Here is a 20,463-nt window from a genome sequence, read left to right as displayed (position 1 = left end):
TGGTTTTGCCGTGGTATCTGTTACTCGATACCACGACACATTACCCAGATGAATTTTTATCAGTTTTGTACTTGGAGTCATCAATGCCTTTATCATACCCAACCTCATCTTCAGCGCTTTGGCCCAATTTTTATATGGTAGGTACCGTCAAGGGTGGGACAACCTCCCTTTATCGGCATCTTCAGCAGCATCCCGATGTTTTTTTACCGGCGTTCAAGGAACCCCATTTCTTTGCACAAATTCAGCCAAGAGCCAATCGTAAGCTCCTGATAGAATCTATTGAAGACGAGGCAGATTATCTCAAACTTTATCGCAGCGCCCTGAAATTTTCTGCCGTTGGGGATGCCAGCACTTCCAATCTCTGGTACCCCGAAGTGCCAGAGCGCATTCATCAAGTGGCACCCGATGCCAAAATCATTATCATGCTGCGTGATCCAGTAGCTCGCGCTCATTCCCATTATCTGATGGATTTTCGTGAGGGAATAGTTGATCAGCCGTTGAGTGTGGAATTACTGAAACGTGATTTTGAGCAACGCGAAAAAGGCTGGGGGATTTCGCGGATGTACGTGGACTTGGGCCTGTATGCGGATCCGGTACAACGCTACTTCCAAACCTTTGGCGCTTCCAATGTGCAGATTCTGCAATTCGATGAATTGGTTCGAGCTCCGGAAGATACCTTACAGCGCGTTGCCCAGCACCTGGGTATTGCTTTTGAACCGTTTTTACAGATGGATCTGAACACCGTACATAATGCTTACAAAGCCCCGCGTGGCAAGTGGTCCAGACGTTGCGCCGCGAGCCCGTTGGCCCGCTGGATTGGCTATCGGCTTATGCCTAGAAACCTGCAGTGGTGGTTATATCAGCACCTGATTTTAAAATCTTCTTCCAAACCGCAGCTGGATCCCGCAGTTCGTCACTATCTAGAGGGCATTTACGCAGCTGATGTCCTGAAACTGGAGTCCCTATTGAATCAGGAGCTGCCGTCATTGCGGGCTTCCTGGTCGATCAACGAGCACATCAGCCATGCCTGAACTTGCCCTGAAATCAGAGGAGATATCTCCCACTACGCGCCGCGTAGTCTGCGTACTCGGTATGCACCGTAGCGGGACCAGTGCCATTGCCAAAGGTTTGGAATGTTGGGGTATCCATATGGGGGATGCTCTCATATCCCCAGGAATGGATAATCCACGCGGGTATTGGGAAGACGCACACATTGTTGCGATTAATCAGAAATTAATGCAGCGCTGTGATTTGGCATGGAACGATGTGCGTATCTTATCGGCTGAAGTTTTTCTTGATGGACGTCACGAGGACCTGACCGAACAAGCCTTCAAATTACTGGAACAAAGAATCGCTGTTTGGAATAACTGGGGATTCAAGGATCCCAGAACCTTGCGCACACTTCCTTTCTGGTTGCGTGTAGCGGATCTGGGAGGAATAGACATACAATTTGTTTTAGCCCTCAGGCACCCGATTTCCGTGGTGGCCTCTCTACAGACTCGCAATGGTATGGATGCCGTGCGCAGCCAATTGATGTGGTTAGCGCATTGGGTGCCTTTCCTGAACCTGCTGGAAAACCAAAAAATTGCCATCCTCCATTATGATCAGGTGTTAGAACATCCTGCACAGACGATGCAGCGCGCAGGAGAGCATCTTGGATTTGCGATTCATGCCGAGCAACTTCATACCTATAAGCATCACTTTTTGAATGGCAAATTGCGCCATCATCAGGCAGGGAATGATTCCCCAGAAAATCCACTCATCTTACCATTGGTACACAAAACGATGCAGGTGCTGGAAAACTGTGGTGTATCGCCCGATGCCCAGTTTTGGCAGGCGTGGAAGCTCCTGCAAAATGAACATCAAAATTTGTCCAGTATCCTGGACTTGATAGATCACGAAAGCGAACGACGGCGCAGACGCCGCACTTTCTGGTGGAAGATGACTCATGTCCACCGATAGCCTTCACCGAAAGTCATCCACCCAAACCTTTCTGCCGCCGGTTTATGTTATTACGCTTACTGAGGATATGGATCGCCGTAACCATGTAGAAGATTTACGAAGGAACGCCGGAATACCCATGAAAATTTTTCCGGCTATTACGCCTCGTACGAGAGACGCCTACCCGCCGATTTACGATGCGCGTTATCGACAATGGCATTATGGTTATGACCTGACCCCTGGAGAAGTGGGTTGTTTTTTGAGCCACCGTGCACTTTGGGAGCTTTGTGCACAATCACAAGATCTAGCATGGTGTATTTTGGAAGATGATGTAGAGTTGGATCCTGAATTTTCTGCCAAGCTACAATTGGCGTTGGCGCATGTGACAGACTGGGACGTACTCCGCCTGATGGCGGAACGCTATGATCGCAAAGGATTACCCTACAAAAAATTGGATGACACCGATACTTTGATGCATTACGTCAGGCCTGCTATGGGAACGGCCGCTTATCTGATTCGCCCAGCCGCTGCAAAACGCTTGCTGGCGTTCAGCACTCGAATGACCGAGCCCGTGGATAAGGTGCTGGATCAATATTGGCTTCATGGTTTACGTGTACTGGTTTTGGAGCCATTCGTTGTTCAAATCAGACAAGATTTACCTTCTGCCATTTCTTGCCGTGGCTGGGATGCCATGCGAAATGGTAAAAGACCTCTCTGGCGTCGCCTGCAGCGCGATCTCCGTAATGGCAGAGATGCTCTCGCAGGGTTACTGTACAGTTTGAGGTATTTTCTGGGACTGTTCAGTCATTACTGAATGTTGTCTGCCAAACAGTGTCAGTGATTTTTGAATATAAAGCATCGAAACCTGGATGAGGCGAGATACTGGCGGGGCTAAAAAACGTTTCATGTTATCCAGCAGGACTCTGGTCAGCGTGTATAGATTTTTCTTTGCTCTGCTTTATGTCCTCCCGTAATAAATGCCGCTTGGGTGCAGGGGCCCGTGTGGCATCAATGATCTGAACTTCGATACTGGATGACTAAGGACAATTTGAACAAAATCTCTTATCATCATGCCCAAATATGCGCCCAAATTTTGCCCAAGTGAGGTTGGGAAAAAGGGGGATAATGCGGGAGTGGCAGCTTGGACAACTCGTTGTAAAAATTGGGCACAAAGGTGTATCTGTTTGATTAAAAAGGGGCTTAAAACTGATTTGTAGTCAGTGGGTCAGGGGTTCGATTCCTCTCGCCAGCACCAAATAAAACAGGCACTTAGCGAAATTTTCTGGGTGCTTTCATTTTTATGGGCTAACCCAGGGCTGATCTTGCGGGCTAACAGGATTGTTCCGAGACTTGCCGCAGTATATGAAATCCGCGCCTACAATAGCGTCAAAGGAATGGAGTTAAAACAACTGACATACGATGATAAACTCAATAGAGGCCATTGATAAAGTGATATCAGTCGCCCCCATGCTCGACTGGACTGACCGCCATTGTCGGCACTTTTTGCGGCTGATTTGCCCTTCCTGTGTGCTTTACACGGAAATGCTGACGACTAATGCGCTGCTGCTGGGTCGCGATCCCCAGCGTTTTCTGGAGTATTCTGCGGCCGAACACCCCTTGATTTTGCAGGTGGGAGGCGATGATCCAGCCGCAATGCGTCGTGTTTCCAGGCTGGCCAGAGAGTATCAATACGACGGAATCAACCTGAATGTAGGCTGTCCTTCGCCACGTGTGCAAAAAGGCAGTTTTGGTGCCTGTCTCATGGCGACCCCGGAATTGGTTGCCGAGCTGATGGCAGGACTTTCGGACAGTGCCTTACCGGTGAGTGTCAAACATCGTTTGGGATTGGATCGCGAAGAGGATTATGCGTCTTTGCATCAATTCGTGGAAATTGTGGCGCAGTCGGGATGCCAGCATTTTATTGTGCATGCCCGTAATGCCTGGTTGAAGGGCCTGAATCCCGCAGAAAATCGGGAAATACCGCCGTTACGCTGGGATTGGGTGCATCATCTGAAAAGCGATTTTCCCCACTTACGCATTGAAGTCAATGGAGGCTTCAAGACCACTGAAACAGTACTGGATCAATTCGCTCACGTCGATGGGGTGATGATTGGTCGAGCCGCTTATCATAATCCAATGTTCCTGGCAGAAGTGGAAATGGCCATGGACAGTCGCGGGCAATTACCTGATCGATCCGTCGTGCTCGAACAATTACTGGCTTATGCCGAAAATTGGGGAGAGGCATTACCTGCGCCACGCCTGAGTCGCCATCTGCACGGTCTGTATTTTGGGGTTACTGGCGCCGGGGAATGGCGTCGTTTTCTCGGTACGGCGACGATCAACGAAAACGCCGCAGAATTTCTGCGGCGAGCCATACAACATATTGAAAAAAATCGATCAGGCAAGTACTTGATTACTGATTTCCAGTAAGCGTAAGGTGCGTTGATCGCGGATGCGGTAATAGACGCGACTGGCCACCTTTCTGACCAGGACCAGACCGGAATCCTGCAGTAAGGCAAGATGTTGGGAAGCGTTACTGTGGCTGGTGTTGATGGCTGTTACCAGATTCTGCATGCTCATTTCACCACGCCCCAGCAGGCAGATGATTTTGTAGCGCAATGGATGAGACATAGCCTTGATAATTTCAGAAAGCTGGACAATTTCCCATTCGGGAATGATCGTGTTTCCTGTGGTTTTCATGGAGGCTCCTTGCTTGACTGTCATTGGGTAACCGACCAAAATGATTAAGCAGGAACTATGCCAGTAAACTTATCTGCATGAAATTTAGAACAAAAAAAATAACTGGCGTCTTTCGAGGACGAGTTTATTAGCTTATGCTGTAGACGTTTGACTACGCTTTTTGCGCAGATAATTTTTTTCATTGATTCGTATGATTTTTTTGTTGTTTTCAAGGGGCGACAGTTATGGTTTCATAGCCGTCGCTCACGCTCAGATTAGATTTTGTTGCGCCAATACTGATCTTCCTTGTCCATAATCCGTGCGGCCTCATCCGGCCCCCAGGAGCCCGCTGGATAGGTGAGGATATAGTCGGTTTCCCGGCCCCAGGCCTTGATAATCGGATCCACCACCCGCCAGGCCCATTCCACTTCATCAAAGCGGATAAACAGGGCTTTGTCGCCTTCCATGACATCCAGTAACAAAGCTTCATACGCATCCAGCTCCTGCTCACCCTCCTTGCGATAGGAAGCATTGAGCTGCACCGGACGGACGCGCATTTCCAGGCCGGGCTCCTTGATCTGGATTTCGGTTTTCAGACTTTCTGGTTCCAGAGAAAGCAGGATCCAGTTGGGTTCGATTTTTTCGATGCTGGTTTCTCGAAAAAGCTGTTGGGGCGTATGCCGAAAACGCAGGGCAACGCTGGAGGTTTTGTTTTCGAGGCGTTTGCCGGTACGCAGATAAAAAGGGACCCCGCGCCAGCGCCAGTTATCAATATAAAATTTCGCGGCAACATAGGTCTCAGTAATGGAGTTGGTTTCAACCCCGGCTTCATCCTGATAGCCCGGTACATGCTTACCATCTACTACCCCGGGACCATATTGGGCGCGCATGGCATAGGCCGTGACCGCAGATTTGGGGATGGGTCGAATAGAACGGAGTACCTTGACCTTTTCATCACGCAGAGCGTCTGCTTCCATGCAAGGGGGAGGCTCCATGGCTACCAGAGTCAGAATTTGCATCAGGTGATTCTGCAACATGTCCCGCAATGCTCCGGCCTGATCATAATAACCGGCGCGACTTTCGATGCCACCACTTTCGGCTACGGTAATTTGCACATGGTCTATATAATTGCGGTTCCAGAGGGCTTCTACGGCCAGATTGGCAAAACGATAGACCATCAGGTTCTGGACGATTTCCTTGCCTAAATAATGGTCAATGCGATAAATCTGTTCCTCACGAAAGTGACGATGCAACTGTTCATTGAGGCGCATGGCGCTTTCCAGATCTTCACCGAAAGGTTTTTCAATAACAATGCGATAGTCGCCTTCCTGATTGAAGCCGGCACCCGAGAGTTGCTGAACAACAGGCACAAAATCTGCCGGGCGAATGGCCAGATAAAATATGGTAGCAGCAGGTTTATCCGCACCCTCCTCAGTGAGGGCAGCGCGGAGCTTTTCATAAGATTCCTTTTCATGAATTTCCCCACGCACGTACTCAAAATGTTTGCAGAAATCATCAAAATGTTCGTCATGATAATTTCCTGCGTAGGTTTCCAGTTGTTCGCGGAGAAACTCCTGCCAGCCATTATTGTCCCAGGGGCGCCGCCCAAAAGCCAAAATGCGCATTTCCTTGGGCATCATACCGGCGCATTCCAGGTGATACAGGGCCGGGAGCAGCTTTTTACTGGCCAGATCCCCCGTAGCGCCAAAAATGACGAACTGACAAATACATTGGTTATCCACTCAGTCCTCCTTTTGTACGGCATGACCGCCGAACTGATTACGCATCATGGCCAATAGTTTGGCCGCATAGTCGTCTTTTCCCTGGGAAGCCCAACGCATCTGCAGGGCCAACGTGATGACCGGAGCAGGAATTTTCATGGCCAAAGCGGCCTGTGCGGTCCAGAGTCCCTCGCCCGAGTCGGCGACCACCGGAGCAATGTCCGCCAGGACCTGATCTTTGTGCAGGGTGTCAGCGGTCAGATCCAAAAGCCAGGAGCGGACAACACTGCCATAGCGCCACATTTCGGCGACATTGGCGAGATCCAGATTGAATTCAGTCTTGGCCTGAAGAATGGCGATACCTTCGGCGAGTGCCTGCATCATTCCATACTCAATACCATTGTGGACCATTTTCACGAAATGCCCACTACCTACCGGTCCGCAGTGCAGCCAACCCTGATTTTCACCGGGAGCGAGGGCTTTCAGGAAAGGCGTGACCTGAGCAACCGCTTCAGGACTGCCGCCCACCATCAGCGCATAGCCTTCCCGCAATCCCCAAACCCCGCCGGAAACGCCCGCATCGACATAATGCAGGCCAGCAGCTTCCACCTTGGTGGCTTGGGCCATGGAGTCCTCGTAGAGTGCATTGGCGCCATTGACCAGGATGTCGCCTTTGCTCAGCAGGGGGAGGAGCTGGTCAATATGTTCCTGAGTGGCTTCACCGGCCGGCAACATTAACCAGATGACTCTGGGGGCTGGCAGTTGTTTGACCAGGTCTTCCAGCGAGCTGGCAGCGCGCATGCCGGTTTCCTGAGCAAGGTCCTGGGCTTTTTGGGCGTGGCGATTGTAAGCAATGACATTCATGCCTTTTAGATGCAGACGGCGCGCCATATTGGCACCCATGCGACCAAGACCGACCATGCCTATACTGGGTTTACTCATGTCATGCTCCTTTGCGTATGCGTCTGTCGGGAAGATGATACTATGTTGAGTATAGACATATTGGGCTTTTATTGTTTTTTGCTAAAGGAAATGCGCATGAATCTGGGTACTCCGTGTTCTGCTTCTGCGACCCGGCTGATGATGCTGGGCGCCGGTGAGTTAGGTAAGGAAGTGTTGATTGCTGCCCAGCGTCTGGGTGTTGAAACCATCGCCGTGGATCGTTACGCAGATGCGCCCGCCATGCAGGTCGCCCACCGCGCCTATGTAATAGATATGACAGATTCTGAAGCAATTCTGGCTCTGGTCAAGCGTGAGCGACCGCATTTCGTGGTCCCGGAAATTGAAGCCATTGCCACTTCCGCCCTGGTGGAAATCGAAAATTCCGGCTTGGCCACGGTGGTCCCCTCGGCGCGAGCCGTGCAACTGACCATGGATCGCGAAGGTATTCGTCGTCTGGCGGCCGAACAATTAGGCTTGCCCACGTCTCCTTACCGCTTCGCCAGCAGCTTGCAGGAATTGGAGGCGGCAGCGGCCGGGCTGGGTTTCCCCTGTGTGATCAAACCGGTCATGTCTTCCAGCGGTAAAGGGCAGTCGGTCGCACGGTGTGCGGCGGAATTGGCGCTGGCCTGGCAGGAAGCGCAGACGGCCGGGCGCGTTGGAGCGCAGAAAGTCATTGTCGAGGGCTTTGTGGACTTTGATTTTGAAATCACCGTGCTGACGGTGCGCTCTGCCTTAGGTACGGTATTTTGCCCGCCCATCGGGCATCGTCAGGAAGCCGGAGACTATGTGGAGTCCTGGCAGCCCCAGGCCATGTCCGCGCAGGCGCTTCAGGATGCACAGAGCATGGCGCAAAAGGTGACGGATAATCTCGGCGGACAGGGATTATACGGGGTGGAATTTTTTGTGCAGGGTGAAGCAGTGATTTTCAGTGAGTTGTCGCCCAGACCCCATGACACCGGTCTGGTGACCCTGTCCAGTCAACGTCAAAACGAGTTTGAATTGCATTTGCGGGCTATTCTGGGCTTGCCCGTTGATCCCGGATTCCGCAGGGCTTCGGCTTCTGCGGTTATTCGGGGTAAAAATCTGGGTTGGGGGCCCCGATATGCCGGTCTTGAAGCAGCGCTGGCCGTGCCAGAAAGTGATTTACGTCTTTTTGGCAAGCCGACGGCCAGCAAGTTGCGGCGTCTTGGTGTAGCCGTCGCTGCCGGAGAAAATGTGGAAGAGGCGCGGGAAAGGGCGGCCAAGGCCGCCGCCGCGATTACGGTCAGCCCCGCCTAACTTTTTACAAATTGTTCGATGCGATCCAGTGCCATTTCCAGATTTTTGTCACTGGTCGCAAAAGAAAGGCGGATATGTCCGGGGCTTCCAAAGGCAGAACCCGGTACCACTGCAACGCCTGCTTCCAGGAGGGCTTCCGCCAGAATCAGGTCATCCTGCAGATTTTTGGCCTGCATCACTTCATGAAAGCCCGGGAAGCTGTAAAAGGTACCGTCTGATGGCAGAACGTTGACGCCCGGAAGACTTTGCAGGCGACCATATACGTAAGCATGACGGCGCCGGAAAGCATGAACCATTTCATGCACCGCACTATCCCCCCCTTCCAGGGCTGCCTGGGCGGCTACCTGGGCGATGGAGGTTGGATTGGAGGTGCTTTGCGATTGCACGGTGTTCATGGCCGTAATCAGTGTCTCGGGTCCCGCACAATAACCAATGCGCCAACCGGTCATGGCATAAGCCTTGGAGACGCCATTCATGACAATGCAGCGTTCTTTCAGATCGGGGCAGGCATTGGTAATGTTTACGAACGGCTGGTCCTGAAAGAGGATTTTTTCATACATGTCATCAGTGGCAATCAAAATCCGGGGATGACGACGTAATACTTCTCCCAGTGCTTCGAGTTCACTGCGGCTATAAGCGACTCCTGAGGGATTGGAAGGGCTGTTAAGCACTAAAAGCCGGGTGTTTTCGGTGATGGCCGCTTCCAGTTGTTCGGCGAGAATTTTGAAATGCTGGGCGGCGTCCGTATCAATAATGACCGGACAGGCCTCGGCAAGAATGACCATATCGGGATAGGACACCCAGTAGGGCGCGGGAATGATGACTTCATCTCCGGCATCCAGCAAGGCCTGACAGAGGTTGAAAAAACTCTGTTTGCCGCCGACGGATACCAGCACCTCATTGGGGTGGTAATCGAGATGATTGTCCCGGGCAAACTTGGCCATGATGGCGGCTTTCAGCTCCGGCGTGCCTCCGACTGCGGTGTACTTGGTGAAGCCCCGATGAATAGCTTGTATGGCCGCATCCTTGATATATTCGGGAGTGTCAAAATCGGGCTCGCCAGCGCCGAGACTGACAATGTCTTTGCCTTCCCGACGGAGTTGCTGTGCCCGGGCGGTAACGGCGAGTGTCGGAGAGGGACGCACCGCAGTAACGCGGCGGGAAAGGCGAATATCCACGATGTTAAACTCCAGATATCATTTTCAGCGGGTGCGGCAAATGCGCACAAGAGGGCAAATGATAAGCATCCGTCACTTAAAATCAACTATTTTGCTGTAGACGAAAAGTTCGGCAGTTGCCTGTGGTGGTGGATTGACATTACAGCCGGCTACAAGGATATGCTGCAGGTTGCAATTTTCAAATAGCAATGGGCAGCGGGCAGGAAAGGGAGCGTTATGAAAAATCTGGAGATCGGGGTGGCCGGGATGACTTGTGCTTCCTGCAGCAGTCGGGTAGAACGCGCCCTGAATCGCTTGCCGGGGGTGCAGGCCAGCGTGAATCTGACTACTGAGCGGGCAACCGTGGCATTCGATCCGACCCAGACCAGCCTGGAAACGCTGAGGGCTGCGATTGCTGATATAGGCTATCAACCCGTCGTGGCCCAATCTGAGCTGGAGGTTGGCGGGATGACTTGTGCTTCCTGCAGCAGTCGCGTGGAGCGCGCTCTGGGCAAGGTGCCCGGCGTCCTGTCGGCCAGCGTCAATCTGGCCACGGAACGGGCCATGGTGGAATATTTTCCGGATAGCACCAATCAGGATCAATTGATTGCCGCTGTTATTAATGCCGGTTATGAAGCGCGGGCGGTCCGTGCTGATGCCCGGGGTGAAGATCGTAAAATCTCCCAGTTGCGGCTTATGCGAAAAGATTTGCTGACGGCAGTTGTTCTGGCTGTGCCTATTTTGTGCTTGTCCATGGGTCCCCTGCTTTTTCCGGCGTTGGGACGATGGCTGCAAGAAAATGCACTCTTTGGGCATTTTTGGGACTGGGTTCAGGCCGTACTGGCAACGCTGGTACTGGCCGGTCCGGGGCGGCGTTTTTTTCGTCCGGGTCTGATTGCCTACCGTCATTTGTCTCCGGATATGAATTCTCTGGTGGCTACCGGTACGGGAGCCGCCTGGCTGTTCAGTATGATCGTGCTGATTTTTCCAGAGCTTTTCAAACAGGTCGGATTGCATGTGTATTTTGATTCGGCGGCAGTAGTTATCGCCGCCATTCTGCTTGGCAAGTATCTGGAAGAGCTGGCCAAAGGCCGGGCCTCGCAGGCGATTCGGCATCTGGTTGATCTGCAGGCCAAGGACGCAACACTGCTCAAGGATGGGCAGGAACAGCGGGTGCCATTCAACCGCATCCGCACCGGAGATCATCTCCTGGTCAGACCGGGAGAGCGTCTGCCCGTGGATGGCATCGTCCTGGAAGGAGAATCCTATATAGATGCAGCCATGCTGACCGGAGAAGCGTTGCCTGAGCATAAAAAAGCAGGTGACGCCGTCGTCGGTGCGACGATCAATGGTAACGGCAGGCTGATTATCGAAGCGACTGCGGTGGGGCAAAATACAGTCATTGCCCATATTATTCAGATGGTCGAGCAGGCCCAGGCTGGAAAGCTGCCCATCCAGGGTCTTGCTGACCGGGTGGTTCGCGTATTTACGCCTTTGGTTATTGGCATTGCGCTGCTGAGTTTTATGGTGTGGTTATGGTTGGGACCCAGCCCGGCTATTACTGTGGCGCTGTTGTCCGCTGTGGCGGTGCTGGTAGTGGCCTGTCCCTGTGCCATGGGACTTGCCACCCCGGCGGCGGTTATGGTCGGTACCGGCCGGGCTGCAGAGTTAGGTGTGTTTTTTCGCAAAGGACTGGCGTTGGAAACGCTGGCTCAGGTGAAAACGGTCTGTCTGGATAAAACCGGCACTTTGACGCGGGGTACGCCAGCCGTGTGTGAAATTGTCGCAGACGATGTCCGCCAGGTTCTGACCTTGGCTGCGTCGCTGGAAGCGGCTTCTGAGCATCCTTTGGCGCGGACCATTGTTCAGGCTGCGCGTGAACGGGAAATTTCCCTGTCTCCTGTGACGGATTTTCAGGCTGTTCCCGGCCGGGGTGTTGAGGGCGTCGTAGCCGGACAGAAAATTCTGGTCGGTACGGCGGTCTGGTTGCAGGAGAATGGCGTAGCGCAGGACGCTAAATTTTGGACTGAGCCGCAGGTGGCCCAAAGCTGGGTGTATATTGCCGGGAATGGACATCTGCTGGGGAAAATCGCCATTCAGGACAGCGTAAGACCCGAATCCTTAGCGGTCGTCCGGCAACTGCAGTCCATGGGTATGCGGGTAGCCATGATTACGGGTGACAGCCAGAGCGCAGCGCGGCATCTTGCCGAACACCTTGGAATAGAAGAGTTTTATGGAGAGGTGTTGCCGCAGGATAAGGCAAATATCGTCAAACAGTTACAAAACCAGGGCGGCAAAGTCGCCTTTGTGGGTGATGGCATCAATGATGCTCCGGCTCTGGCTCAGGCCGATGTGGGTCTGGCCCTGGCTTCAGGCACTGACATTGCCATGGAGACGGCTGATTTGACCTTAACCCATGGGGATCTCAGTGCATTGGTGACGGCGGTGCAGGCAGCGCGAAAAACCATGGCGACCATTCGCGGTAATTTATTCTGGGCGTTTTTTTATAATATCTTGCTGATTCCAGTGGCTGCGGGTGTGCTGATTCCCTGGGGATTTCAGCTGAATCCCATGCTGGCGGGACTGGCCATGGGAATGTCGTCAGTATTTGTGCTCAGTAACAGTTTACGTTTGAAGTGGCTGCGTCCGTGGGTGCCTGATTCAGTCTGAAAGATAAAGTCACGGCAAAGCCTCTGCGGCAACAGCCACTTTCAAGGGATCATAGAGACTCGGCACTGTAACGCACCATCATGCTGTGCTTCTCACCTGGCTGCAGTTGCAGCACATTTTCGGCGGCGTTGGCGGATTCCACACAGAGCATCTGCCGCCAGCCATCCGGCGTGTAATCTCCCATGGCAGCAGCCTTTTCGGCCCAGGGCGTCCAGACTACTGTGGAATCGGCATGCTCCTTATGAATACGAATTCGGCGGTACATGCGCGGGTCATGGATAATGCAATCACTTTGGGTGTTGAGATAAACCCGGTCGGTCTCGGCGTTGAAGGTAATGTCACCTTCCTGCTGCTTCCGGGCGAAATCTGCGGTTTTGTCGAGATACGTACAACCATCCACACCTTCCAGGCGCACCGAATGAATATCGCCCACGTAGAAATACGTATGGAAAGCTTCACCCAGAGTGATTGTGTCGTTTCCGGCATTATGGGTAGTCAGAGACATTTCCAGAGTTTCGGAAACGATAATTTCAAGGCTGACCGGAGTCTCATGAGGCCACTGTGCCCGGGTTTCGTTCGTGGGCTCCAGGGTCAGGGTAATCCGGGTAATGTCCTTGCTGCTTGATGAATCGCTGACGGTCCACAAGTGGGTGCGGGCAAAGCCATGGGCCGGGAACTGGCTGTTGTCGGGATGCGGACCGAACCAGGGCCAACATACCGGCACGCCGCCGCGAATGGATTTGCCGACGGCGAAGCGCGATTTTTCCGAAAGCCAGATGAGTGGATCGTACTGGGAGCGTGGTTGAAACGCTGTCAGATGAGCCCCTTGCAGGAAAACACTGGCACTGGCACTGCTGTTGCGAATGTCCGCAAAAATCTGCCCCCCCGGACCAAAGCGAAAAAACACATGTTCGGGAATGGCGTAGCGATTCAGTGCATCAAGGGATTGCATAGTTATTCCAGGAAGTGAGGGAATTTGGCACATTCTGCTGCTGAAGGTTGCCAGCGGTCAATTGACGGATCGCGATAATGCAGCCAAAGCCGTCGGGCAAGCGTATGCTGTGTTATTCCTGAAATTCGCTGACAAGGTGACTGAGTGGCGCAAAATCCCTGGCAACGTCCGGTCAATAAAAACCTCTGGGTATTATGGAAACTGAAGCCCTTTTTGCGTTCCCGGCTGGGGCTGCTGCTGGCTTATCTGTTGGCCATGCTCTGCAGCGCTGCCGCTTCCTTGGTTTTGCCCCAGGGCGCACGCTTTATTCTCGACAAGGGGTTCCACAGTTACAGGGCATTGCTATGGATCAGCATTGCGCTATTCATATTGGGTATGTTTACGGTCGCCATGCGCGGGCTGCGGGATGGTCTGGCAACCTGGCTGGGGCAGGGGGTCGTCGCCGATTTGCGCAGCGCCGTGTTCAGTCATGCGCTGCATCTTCCCGCCATATTTTATGAGACATTCCGGACCGGTGAGGTCATTTCGCGGTTAAGCAGTGATGTCACCATTTTACGCTTTGGTTTGACGGGCGTGCTCGGACGCAGTCTGCAAAGCGGCATCACCCTGGTCGGCGCGCTGGTGTTGATGCTGGTGACCATGCCCCAGTTACTGATCCCGGGAATGTTGGTATTGCCGTTGCTGGTATTTGTCAATATCCGCTCAGGACGTCTGCAGCGCGGATACAGCCGCAAGGAACAGGATTATCTGGCTGATCTCAGTGCCCATACCGAAGAGTCCATCAATGGCATTCGGGTTATCCAGGCGCTTACCCTCGAACCTCAGACTGAAACCCGATATCGCCAGGATATTCATCTGTTGCTGGGACAAGTCTGGTCGCGGGTTAAAGTCCAGTCCTGGTCCACCTTTCTGACGGGAAGCCTGGTTTTTCTGGCACTCAGCGCCATGCTCTATCTGGGCGGTCTCGCGGTTCTCGAAAAGCAGGTGGGCATGGGCGTACTGGCGGCATTTCTGCTTTATGCCCTGATGGCGGCAACGTCTTTGGCCTCGTTGGGGGAGTTATGGGGCAGCATGTCGCGACTGGCGGGTGCCACTGAACGCTTGCTGGCGCTGCTGGATGAACAGCCGGAACACAGTGTCCCGGCTTTGTCAGGCGCTGTCGGCAAGGTTCCGGAACCCTCTGAGTTTTCCATCAGAAATCCGGCACGATTGACCCTGGAGCGCGTCGCCTTCCGGTATCCTTCGCGGCCGGATGTGCCTGCTATTGAAAATATTTCCCTGGATATTGAACCAGGGGAAACAGTGGCTTTTGTAGGTGCTTCCGGAGCCGGTAAAAGTACGGTGTTTTCCCTGCTCATGCGCCATTATCAACCCAGCGAAGGGCAAATTTTGCTGGATGGAACGGCCATTGATGCCATGCCCTTGCGCAGCTTGCGCCAGCAACTGGCCGTAGTCCCACAACATCCTGTCATTTTTTCCATGAGTATTGCGGATAACATTTTGATGGCGCGTCCTGATGCCAATGAGGCAGCTTTACTGGCTGCAGTAAAGGCTGCTCGGGTGGATGAATTTTCTGACCGACTGGAAGACAAACTGAAAACCCATGTTGGCGAAAAAGGCGTAACTTTATCTGGAGGGCAACGCCAACGCATTGCCATTGCCCGGGCGATTCTGAGAAACCCTCGTGTACTGATTCTGGATGAGGCCACCAGCGCCCTGGATGCGGAAAATGAGCGGCTCATTCAGGAGGCACTGGCTAATTTGACCGCACAGCGGACCACCCTGGTGGCGGCGCATCGTTTGGCCACTATTGTTCATGCTGCACGCATTGTCGTGCTCGATCAGGGCCGACTCATTGCTATTGGCAGTCATGAAGCGCTGCTGAAAAGTTGTCCCACTTACCGGCAATTTGCTGAATTGCAGCGCCTGCACGAACAATCTCCGGAATTATCCACCCTGGAAAAAATACGCGCCTGAAGAAAAACAGAACTATAGTCAAAGCTGGCGGTCTGAACTTGGGTAATTATTTTTTGAAAAACCGAATGTGGCCGATAAATAGGGTGGGAGGCCCTCCATGAGCACAGATTTTGACCAAAGTACTGCCTGGATCAGGCGCGCGCAAGGCGACATGAAGGCTTTTGTAGAAGGATTGGCGGCAAGACTGGAGGGAGATATGCCCGGCCTGGTTGAAGTAGAAAGAAAAAAAGACGGTTTTTTTGCCAAGACCAGCCATGTCCATGCCATTACTGTTCACACCAACAATAACGATTATTTACTGACTCATGAAGGTGCGCATATCAGCACGGTTCGTGCCAAAACCGTGCGTGGCGTGGTGCTTAAACATGAGGATTTACCACTCGCCACATGGCTGGAAAGCCTGGTGAAAGACCTCGGTGATTTGTCCGGGGAAATGCAGGGAGCCAGCAATACATTGCACGATTTTCTCATGGGGTAACGGCAAGGAGCTACTATGTCCATTTGGGACAAGATCAAACACGGTATTGAGGAAGTCGCCCAGGACGCGCAGCGAGCGGCCGAAAATCTGGGTCATAACGTGAGCCAGGGCGTCCGTTCACAAACCCCTGAAGAAATGCAGCGATATTCTGAATGGGAACAGGCCTTGCAGCAACGCCGCCTGCCCAATTTTGTTCAAAATCGCCTGTTCGCGACCAGTCAGGGGCATCTTCCCTGGATCAGTACGGCCACTGCCGCAGAACTTCTTTTGCAACGCAGTCACGGGGTTCAGCCTATCGGTATGGTAACCGGAAACTGTTGGTATCACTTTGGTTATTCCTGGACCCAGGGACACTACGATGGCTGGCACACGGCGGTAGAGCGTATGCGCCTTGAAGCCATCGCTCTGGGAGCCAATGCGATTGTCGATGTGCGCATGAAAGTGCGGCATGGGGAAGGTGAGGATATGGATTATGGGGTGACCGGCACCGCAATCCGGCTAACCGGAATTCCCCCTGCCACCGCGCCCGTTATCGCCACGGTGTCGGCCCTGGAATTTGTCCGTTTGCTGGAAGATGGCGTGGTTCCTGTAGGTATTGCCATTGGCGCCAATTTTGACTGGTATATGCCCTGGATGGGTACTGTCGCTGATCAGGCTTCCCAGCAGGCACCTTTTGCGGCGCGGTACTGGAACATGGAAATTACCGACCTTTCTACTTTTCAGGAAAATGTCCGGCGCCGGGCGCTTTATGACTTGCGCGAAGATGGCCGCAAGATGGCTGCCGGCGTTCTTGGACACACCAGTTATACCCAAATGTTTCGGGTACCTGCCGATCAGGACAACCCCGAACGTTTTCTTTGTCGCCACATCAGTATTGGTACCGCCATCAGTTATCTGCCAAAAAACCCGCCGCAACATGAACTGCTTGCCATGATATCACTGGCTGATCACCCCCTGACCAGTGCTACTGACTCCAAAAAGGATTTGATATGACCGATAGTACAGAACATCTCGCTCCCCATGCCGTAGAACGTCTGAAAGGACTGCGTTCGCAGGGCAGTCACGAAGGTATATTTACTTCGGATTTGTCCGTCAATGAATTTGTGATGGTCCGCAAGGCCAATTTTGAGCCCTTGGGTCTGGTGGTTGGCTCGTGTATTTATCATATGGGAATCCAGTATGGAAACTGGAATCAAAACATGGAAATGGATGTGCTTTCCCAGGCCATGTATCAGGCCCGTGAGCTGGCTATCAGTCGCATGGAGCAGGAATCCATTTTACTGCAGGCCGACGGTATTGTGGGTGTGCGTCTGGAAGTGAAGCGTATGGAATGGGATCAGGACATTCTCGAATTCATGGCGATTGGCACGGCCATCGCCCACCGCAGTGGCGCGTCAGGCTTCAAGGGGGTGGGCGGCAAGCCCTTTACCAGTGATCTGAGTGGTCAGGACTTCTGGATGTTGTTGCAGGCGGGTTACCGCCCCATGGAAATGGTCATGGGTTCCTGTGTGTATCATGTGGCGCATCAAGGAATGCTGAAATCCATGGGAAATGTGGGTCGCAATACGGAAATGGAACAATTTACCCAGGCCATGTATGACGCCCGGGAACTGGCCATGGAACGTATGCAACATGAGGCGCAGGAAGCCCAGGCGGATGGCATTACCGGCGTTCAGCTTCATGAAGGCAGCCACAACTGGAAACCCCATATCATCGAATTTTTTGCCGTCGGTACCGCCGTGAAAGCCATGGAAAATGCTGATGCTCTGGTTGATGGCCTGAGCCCGCAACTGGTTATTCCGGTCAACGATTAAAGCGCGAGTCATTCGCAAGGAGAATATTCAATGTCATTATTTAAGCATGCCTCAGAAATATTGCAGGGCAAGATCAATCATTTTTTGAATAATGCGGAAGATCCTGCCGAAACCCTGGACTTATCGTATGAAAAAATGATCACTAACCTGCAGGAAACCAAGCGCCATCTGGCCGATGTGGTTACCGAAAAAGTGTCGCTGGAAAGTCAGATGGTACAAGCGCAAAAAGCCGCTGACAAGGCCGACGCAGATGCCAAGATGGCTCTGGGTGCCAACCGTGAAGACCTGGCCCGCGCCGAGTTGGCCGAAAAGCAGTCCGAATTGCAAAAACTGGCCAGTCTCAAGGAAGCGCATGATGCAGTAGCGGCTCAGTCACAGAAGCTGCAGGAATACGAACAGAAGCTGCAGGATCATATCGAACAGTTCCGTACCCAGAAAGAAGTGACCAAAAGCGAAATGATGGCCGCCAAGGCTGAGGTCCAGGCTGGAGAATCATTAAGTGGTATCGGCAAGGGTATGGATGACGCCGGTGAGGCCATGCGTCGCGCCCAGGACCGCACCGCCCAAATGGAGTCCAAGGCAACTGCCATGGATGGCTTGATTGAGTCGGGTGCCCTCAGTGATCCCCTCGATACCCGCAGTCAAACTGATAAGGAATTGGATAAAGTGCGCGCCAGTAGTGGTGTTGATGATGATCTCGCCCGTCTGAAGGCAGAAATGGCCAAAGAAAAGGCCGGAGGGGCATCCGGAGACAGTTCGGGAAACCCCTGATCATTCGTGGCTGCTGCTGTCGCAACATATTGACCCCGGCCAGTGCAGTCGCTATATTACGCCCTCGTTGCGCTCGTAGCTCAGCTGGATAGAGCAACTGGCTACGAACCAGTAGGTCGGGAGTTCGACTCTCTCCGAGCGCACCAAATAAAACAGGCACTTAGCGTCATTTGCTAGGTGCCTTTATTTTTGCGGGCTAACCCAGGGCTAACCTCAGAGGGCAAAAGCAACACGGTTGCATGGGTAAAGCGGTCGTTACGGTAACAGCACCAGCAAAATAAAAACCCCTGCATCCGAAGATCAGGGGTTGCGTTACGCTGTAACTGCGCCTTATTGGGTGACTTTCTCCCGGTGATACGCGGATTCCCAGTCAATACCCTGTTCATCCAGTAACGCCCTCGCCACCATAACAAGACTTTTTGGGGCCATCTGCGCGAAAACATGACTATGTATAGCCAGCATTTCAGACGGCTTGCCCCATGCAATCATCTCGCCTAATACCCTGTCGTGCAGGGTGATCTCTACGTCCTCATCATCAAGCAACGTCCGTCCTGCGCTATAACGCCAAGGGGAAGGGTATCCGTCCAGCAGTGCATCGGTGGCTTTAATGGACTGGTCCAGCATCTTGTCGGTCTGGACGATCCGGGCGCTGCGGGATTCTTTCCAGTCGTCGGTCGGTGGCACGATATAGGGGCCATCGTCTGCAATGATGCCGCGATATGCCTGCAATGCTTCGCGTTCGGCCTGTACTGCATCCCGTAGCGTTATATTCTCGGTAGTGGTTTTCTGTTCCATGGTTGATCCCTCTGTGCAAAGTACCTGAATGACTCTGGCGGCCAGGGGCTAGTCAGTGTTCAATGAGCACCGGATCGTATTCCCTTACGGTGTTTTATTTCGATCCCTCCCCGGCCATTGGAGAGCATAACCCGGACGGATTCCGGGCATAAAAATAGCCGCAAGACTGACGGGGCGGTGATCCGCATTGAGGTGTGACTAGCACCATGAGATAGAGATTAGTCGCGGTCGTGCGGGGGGTCAAGGTGTCGTTCATGGGGTTTGTTTTGCAGAACAGGGGGGACGGTATCAGCGCAAGCCCTCACATATTGCCCTGATGACGTATTGTCTCCAGCTTGGCTATGCGGCGCATGACCCGGTCAATCTTGGTGTCATAGTCCACTACCCGTTTGATGATGCGCTTACCGCTTCCATAGGTGACTATCTCATCCAGTTCCGGGGCAGACCGCTGATCCTTGAGTAAACGCTTAAGCTCCAGATGCCCCAGGCGTATCAGGATGTCGAGATTGCCAACTCCCACCAGGGGAAGATCGGCTTTTTCTGCTTCCGAAAGGTTGCGGCAGTAGATGCCGTGTATCTTGGCATTTTGGTTGCCGATACCGGGACCGGGATTAGTGCCACCATGTAAACGGCAGCGTTTCCGACCTGCTACTGGATGACGGCGGCATGGGGTGCCTGCGCGAGTTTTAGCGTTGCAATATGCTGGCTTCATGGGATTGTTTCGCAAAAATGGTTCATGCCTTCATCATCGCTGTATAAAGCTCCAGGGCGTCGGGATCAGCGTCCACCCTCTCATCGTCCACCACATCCTGCGCCAGCTTGGACAATCCACCAATCGACTGCATGACTTCGCCGGGTTCCATGCCTGCATCGGTAACGGCTTCGGCAAATGCTGACCATAACGATCTAGCAGCTTGTCGGACTTTCCCTTTGCGTCGAATTATCATATAATTACTTATAATTCAATGTGATGAGTGATTTCATGGCCCACTTCCTCGATGCTGACCGCAAGACCGATTATCTTCTGCCCCCCTCCATGGACGACTGGCTTCCGGAAGGGCACCTGGCGCGATTTATCGTGGAAGTCATTGATCAGCTCGATCTCTCGCTGCTGGTCCAACAATATGCGGGTCGTGGCCATAAGGCCTATCACCCGGCCACCCTCCTGGCGATTCTGGTCTACGGCTATGCCAACGGGGTCTTTTCCAGCCGTAAACTGGAACAAGCCACCTATGATTCCGTGGCTTTCCGTTACCTCGCGGCCGGCAGCCATCCGGATCACGATACC

General features: G+C 53.0%; 20 protein-coding genes and 1 tRNA gene. 13 read left to right on the top strand and 8 right to left on the bottom strand.

What is annotated here, in order from left to right; translation table 11 throughout:
- Positions 1-83: 83 nt before the first annotated feature.
- From H7F11_RS15635 to dusA, 4 genes are all read left to right on the top strand, one after another.
- Positions 84-1,031 carry a sulfotransferase family protein gene (locus H7F11_RS15635; RefSeq protein ID WP_193651055.1) on the top strand — a complete coding sequence of 316 codons (948 nt, stop codon included), beginning with the start codon at positions 84-86 and terminating at the stop codon, positions 1,029-1,031.
- Complete coding sequence (locus H7F11_RS15630; protein WP_193651056.1) at positions 1,024-1,962, top strand: sulfotransferase family protein; 939 nt, start codon at positions 1,024-1,026, stop codon at positions 1,960-1,962. The genes H7F11_RS15635 and H7F11_RS15630 overlap by 8 nt, the downstream gene beginning before the upstream one ends.
- Complete coding sequence (locus H7F11_RS15625) at positions 1,949-2,755, top strand: glycosyltransferase family 25 protein (RefSeq protein WP_193651057.1); 807 nt, start codon at positions 1,949-1,951, stop codon at positions 2,753-2,755. Before H7F11_RS15630 ends, H7F11_RS15625 begins: the two co-directional genes overlap by 14 nt.
- Positions 2,756-3,390: 635 nt before the next feature.
- Entirely contained in the window at positions 3,391-4,371 is a 981-nt protein-coding gene (gene dusA, locus H7F11_RS15620; protein WP_319803365.1) for a tRNA dihydrouridine(20/20a) synthase DusA, read from the top strand.
- Here dusA and H7F11_RS15615 read toward each other — a convergent pair.
- From H7F11_RS15615 to gnd, 3 genes are all read right to left on the bottom strand, one after another.
- Positions 4,339-4,641, bottom strand: coding sequence for an ArsR/SmtB family transcription factor (locus tag H7F11_RS15615; RefSeq protein WP_193651059.1), 303 nt, complete (start codon positions 4,639-4,641; stop codon positions 4,339-4,341). The two genes, dusA and H7F11_RS15615, sit on opposite strands and share 33 nt — an antisense overlap.
- A gap of 254 nt (positions 4,642-4,895) precedes the next feature.
- A complete protein-coding gene (gene zwf, locus H7F11_RS15610; RefSeq protein WP_193651060.1) occupies positions 4,896-6,362 on the bottom strand; it encodes a glucose-6-phosphate dehydrogenase in 1,467 nt (488 codons plus the stop codon).
- The gene (gene gnd / locus H7F11_RS15605; RefSeq protein WP_319803399.1) at positions 6,363-7,319 is read right to left on the bottom strand and encodes a phosphogluconate dehydrogenase (NAD(+)-dependent, decarboxylating); all 957 of its coding nucleotides are present in this window, start codon (positions 7,317-7,319) and stop codon (positions 6,363-6,365) included.
- A 54-nt stretch (positions 7,320-7,373) separates the two neighbouring features.
- Between gnd and purT the strand changes: the two genes are divergently transcribed.
- Entirely contained in the window at positions 7,374-8,561 is a 1,188-nt protein-coding gene (gene purT, locus H7F11_RS15600) for a formate-dependent phosphoribosylglycinamide formyltransferase (protein WP_413773203.1), read from the top strand.
- Here purT and H7F11_RS15595 read toward each other — a convergent pair.
- Entirely contained in the window at positions 8,558-9,739 is a 1,182-nt protein-coding gene (locus tag H7F11_RS15595; RefSeq protein WP_193651063.1) for a pyridoxal phosphate-dependent aminotransferase, read from the bottom strand. The two genes, purT and H7F11_RS15595, sit on opposite strands and share 4 nt — an antisense overlap.
- Before the next feature lie 216 nt (positions 9,740-9,955).
- Between H7F11_RS15595 and H7F11_RS15590 the strand changes: the two genes are divergently transcribed.
- Entirely contained in the window at positions 9,956-12,388 is a 2,433-nt protein-coding gene (locus H7F11_RS15590) for a heavy metal translocating P-type ATPase (protein ID WP_193651064.1), read from the top strand.
- Positions 12,389-12,437: 49 nt separating this feature from the next.
- Here H7F11_RS15590 and H7F11_RS15585 read toward each other — a convergent pair whose 3' ends face one another.
- Positions 12,438-13,340, bottom strand: a complete 903-nt coding sequence (locus H7F11_RS15585) for a D-hexose-6-phosphate mutarotase (protein ID WP_193651065.1) — start codon at positions 13,338-13,340, stop codon at positions 12,438-12,440.
- Between the two features lie 144 nt (positions 13,341-13,484).
- Here H7F11_RS15585 and H7F11_RS15580 point away from each other — a divergent pair, with 144 nt between their 5' ends.
- The 6 genes from H7F11_RS15580 to H7F11_RS15555 all read left to right on the top strand — a co-directional run bounded on the left by H7F11_RS15580 (position 13,485) and on the right by H7F11_RS15555 (position 18,526).
- Positions 13,485-15,317, top strand: coding sequence for an ABC transporter ATP-binding protein (locus H7F11_RS15580; protein WP_193651066.1), 1,833 nt, complete (start codon positions 13,485-13,487; stop codon positions 15,315-15,317).
- Positions 15,318-15,414: 97 nt separating this feature from the next.
- Complete coding sequence (locus tag H7F11_RS15575; RefSeq protein ID WP_031573815.1) at positions 15,415-15,795, top strand: hypothetical protein; 381 nt, start codon at positions 15,415-15,417, stop codon at positions 15,793-15,795.
- A gap of 15 nt (positions 15,796-15,810) precedes the next feature.
- A complete protein-coding gene (locus H7F11_RS15570) occupies positions 15,811-16,788 on the top strand; it encodes a heavy metal-binding domain-containing protein (protein ID WP_193651067.1) in 978 nt (325 codons plus the stop codon).
- Positions 16,785-17,609 (top strand): heavy metal-binding domain-containing protein, encoded by an 825-nt coding sequence (locus tag H7F11_RS15565; protein WP_193651068.1) that lies wholly within the window; start codon positions 16,785-16,787, stop codon positions 17,607-17,609. Before H7F11_RS15570 ends, H7F11_RS15565 begins: the two co-directional genes overlap by 4 nt.
- Positions 17,610-17,639: 30 nt before the next feature.
- On the top strand, positions 17,640-18,380 hold the full coding sequence (locus H7F11_RS15560; RefSeq protein WP_193651069.1) for a PspA/IM30 family protein: 741 nt from the start codon (positions 17,640-17,642) through the stop codon (positions 18,378-18,380).
- Positions 18,381-18,449: 69 nt separating this feature from the next.
- Positions 18,450-18,526 (top strand) — tRNA-Arg (locus H7F11_RS15555).
- A gap of 184 nt (positions 18,527-18,710) precedes the next feature.
- On the opposite strand, the gene H7F11_RS15550 is transcribed toward H7F11_RS15555, so the two are convergent.
- The 3 genes from H7F11_RS15550 to H7F11_RS15540 all read right to left on the bottom strand — a co-directional run bounded on the left by H7F11_RS15550 (position 18,711) and on the right by H7F11_RS15540 (position 20,122).
- On the bottom strand, positions 18,711-19,175 hold the full coding sequence (locus tag H7F11_RS15550) for a hypothetical protein (protein ID WP_193651070.1): 465 nt from the start codon (positions 19,173-19,175) through the stop codon (positions 18,711-18,713).
- A gap of 301 nt (positions 19,176-19,476) precedes the next feature.
- Positions 19,477-19,887 (bottom strand): HGGxSTG domain-containing protein, encoded by a 411-nt coding sequence (locus tag H7F11_RS15545; RefSeq protein ID WP_193651071.1) that lies wholly within the window; start codon positions 19,885-19,887, stop codon positions 19,477-19,479.
- A 22-nt stretch (positions 19,888-19,909) separates the two neighbouring features.
- A complete protein-coding gene (locus tag H7F11_RS15540) occupies positions 19,910-20,122 on the bottom strand; it encodes a hypothetical protein (protein WP_193651072.1) in 213 nt (70 codons plus the stop codon).
- Between the two features lie 35 nt (positions 20,123-20,157).
- Between H7F11_RS15540 and H7F11_RS15535 the strand changes: the two genes are divergently transcribed.
- On the top strand, positions 20,158-20,463 hold a 306-nt coding region (locus tag H7F11_RS15535; RefSeq protein ID WP_193658242.1), incomplete at its 3' end, for a transposase.

The organism is Acidithiobacillus sp. HP-2, assembly GCF_015100155.1.
In the GTDB taxonomy this organism is placed as follows: Bacteria; Pseudomonadota; Gammaproteobacteria; order Acidithiobacillales; family Acidithiobacillaceae; genus Acidithiobacillus.
Note: the sequence above shows the minus strand (reverse complement) of the source record. Positions and strands in the feature narration are given on the sequence as shown.